The organism is Planctomycetota bacterium (genome assembly GCA_038746835.1).
GTDB lineage: Bacteria > Planctomycetota > Phycisphaerae > Tepidisphaerales > Tepidisphaeraceae > JBCDKH01.
In genome coordinates this window covers 1-3,046 of the sequence record JBCDKH010000285.1, presented here as the reverse complement: position 1 = coordinate 3,046, position 3,046 = coordinate 1, and the positions used below count along the sequence as shown (strand labels likewise).

The window sequence follows — 3,046 nt, the reverse complement described above, 5'->3', positions numbered from 1 at the left end:
GGTAGCCGCGAAGCACGATGCCCTTGATGAAAGCGTCCACGATGGCGGCGTCTTGCTTGGTATTGACGGCTTCGATGACCAGGAAGTGCGAGAACGGATCGAGCATCGTCAGCAGGTAGACGTGTCCGTCGGACTCCGGCAGCGGCCCGACCAAGTCGATCGACAACGCCGAACCATCACCGGTGTATGTCGGCTGCTGCAGCAAGCCTTGCCGCAGCGGCTTTCCACTCTTTGCCATTGCGCAGATGATGCAGTTGTTGTTGATCCATTCGCCGACGGACTCCGCCATCCGCGGCCACCAAAACCGATCCCCGAGGTGCCGCGCCGTCGCGTCGCGGCCGCGGTGCCCGCGCAGGGGCTGTACGTGCGCGTCGGCGATCAGTCGAGGGCGAAGTGCCTCCGGCACCACCATCCGCCGCTGGTTGTCTTGGTCGACGCGCCAGAGCAGTCCGTCCTGAATCACGAACCACGCCGGCTTCTTGCGCCGTGGATCATTCTTGGGTTTCTTCTTGCGCTGGAGCTCGAGACACCACACGTCGTCCTTCTGCGCCGCCCGCACGTCGTCGTCGGTGATGACGTCGGCGGCTTGGTCGATGAAGTTGAATCCCGCGATCGTCCTGTCCACGTTCATCGTGACCGAAGGGGTCGGCTCCGGGGCCGACGCAGGTCCTGGCGGTTCCGTAGTCGGGGAAAAGACGGCATCCGTGAGCGTCGTGGCCAGCGCCACGGCCGTCGGTGCCTTGTCGTCGCTGGCGACGGGCTCGTGGACGTGCTCGACGGAGACTTTGTAGAGGGCCTGCCCGGAAGGCGCCTCATCGTCCGCGCGACCGAGGCGCGTCACGAAGGCGTAAGCCTCGCTCAACGGATCGCCGTGTTCATCGAGCTCGATCTCTTCTGGCAACGGGTTCCGACTGAGCTCATCGGCGACGGGCATGTCCTTGCCGGCGCGATACGAGAGCAGCTCGTTGTCGAATTCGCCGAGACGGTAGGCCCAGCGCGCCAGCTGGCCGGACGAATGCGTCTGACGGCGGAGGAACGTGAGGTTTTTGTGATCCGTCTCCAGCCGCGTTTCCCGACCGGAGATGATTGGGCGGAAGTGCTCGAGGCATTCCAGTACGGCGAGCAGTTCGAGTCGACGTGGCTCGTACTTCCGCATCGCCGCTGGGACCGTTCTGGAGAAGTACTCGATGACTCGCTCGTCCTTGGGCTGGTCAGGGTCGATCTGGAAGAGGTAGCCGCCGATGCCCTCGGAGGAGGCGTCCGACCGGATGTAGAACGGAAGCTCGTAGCGCGGGTGCTTGAGGCCTTTTGACGTCGCAATCCCCGCGACCACGGCGTCCCATGCCTTTTGGCACTCCGGCGTCCATTTGAACGGCGTCTTTTCTTCCGTCAGCGTCCGAAGCGGACGGGTGATCTTCGCGAAATCCTTGATGTATCGCCGGTTGTATGAGCCGAGGCCGAGGAATGACCGGATCGCGCGTTTGGGGTTGCCGCGGCCCGGGATCGTGCCCGGCACGGGCATTTCCGAGATGGCTCGGATGGCGGCGTCGGTGGGTTGGATGCCCGTCGGCGTGCTCAAGTGTCCCAGGTACACGAACGTTTCTGGCAGTAACTTGAACTTGTTCGGCTTGACGCTCCAGCCCTTCATCGCCAACTCGGAGAACGCGTCCACCACCACCTGGATGTGCTCCTTGAGCTGGCCCGCCGGATGCGCAATCAAGACGTCGTCCACGTACGCGATGATGCTTTGATACAACCACTTAGTGAGGTCCGTGTGGAGCTTGGCACAGAACAGCCCCGTCGCTGGCTTGACGCCGAGCGGCAAGCGGTTCCACGACCACGCCCCGAGCGCCGACACGAACGTGCACGCGTCCTGCGACCGCTTGCTCAGCAGAAGGCCGTGATACCCCCACCACATATCGGCGGCGGTCCTCCATCTCTTTTGGTGCAGGAAGGCCAGCGCGTCCTCGATCGGCACGTTCGGAAAACTATTGTCGTGCACCACCTCGTTCAACTTTCGGAAGTCGATCACCGCTCGAAAGGCGTTGGCTCCCTTCCCGCCCTTCTTCTTGAGCATGAGGATGGGAAAGCCCCATGCCGAGGTCGCTGGCCGAACAATGCCGTCGCGGACCCAGATCTTCAGTTGTTCTCGCAGGCAGTCCAACTTGTCGGACGACAATCGAATGGGTTGGAGCTTGATGGGCTGCTGTTCCTTGTCCTTGAACTGCAGCTCCACGGGCTCGCTGTCCACTGGTCGTAGGATGTGGTCGAAGAGCGAGTAGTTGAAGACGACGAAGTGGCGGAAGAGCTCGCGCTCCCCGTCCCCGAGGCTGCTCGCTTCGTGAAGACCGATCGTCGTAAGCAGCGTGGCGATCTGCTCTTCCGTCGGCTTTTCGACGTGGTACGAGGGGATGTCCTTTAGATGCGAGGGCTGTTGTGGCAGTGGGTCGCCGCGGTCGTCTTGTTTTCCGCTAGCCCAGGGAACTTGGTATTTGTCTTCGTACTTGCGACGCTGCCACGGGCCTGGAATCTTCTCGACGTCGTCTCCAGGACCCCGGCGCTGCTCGGCGTTCATGGCCGTCTGCGGAGTCGCCGTCTCCGTCGTGCCGCTGCCGTGGCCATTCGAGCTGTCGCCGTCGGTCGTCGAGCCACCGCCGCCGTTGGAGCCTTCGTTGGAGCCGTCGTCGTCGGTGACGATGTGTGGTCCATCATCCTCGTCCTCGTAGTGATCGGCGAGAGGCGGCGCATCGCCGTCGTCTTGGTCATCATCATTGTCGCTGTCGGAGTCGTCATCGCCGGGCCCTTCCTCGTCGTCGTTGTCGTCCTCGTCGTCGTCGTCGTCTTCGTCACTGGACACCGTATCGTTGGGTTCGTCGTCGTTGACGAGCTCGGGTAATAATCTCGAACTCCGCCAGAAAGCACATTGGCGCCGCGTCGTCGTCGAGCGCGCGCGGTCCTTGTGGCGTACTTGGAAAGTCCGCCGGTGCTGCTGGGCATTCGCACGGCGGCGACAGGCAGTCGCACGGCGGCGACCGGCAGTCGCATG

General features: G+C 63.0%; 1 protein-coding gene. It reads right to left on the bottom strand.

Annotation, left to right across the window (positions count from 1 at the left end):
* Window positions 1-2,857, bottom strand: a 2,857-nt coding sequence (locus AAGI46_16650; GenBank protein ID MEM1013837.1) for an RNase H-like domain-containing protein, incomplete at its 3' end; no start/stop codon positions are given.
* Window positions 2,858-3,046 lie beyond the last annotated feature (189 nt).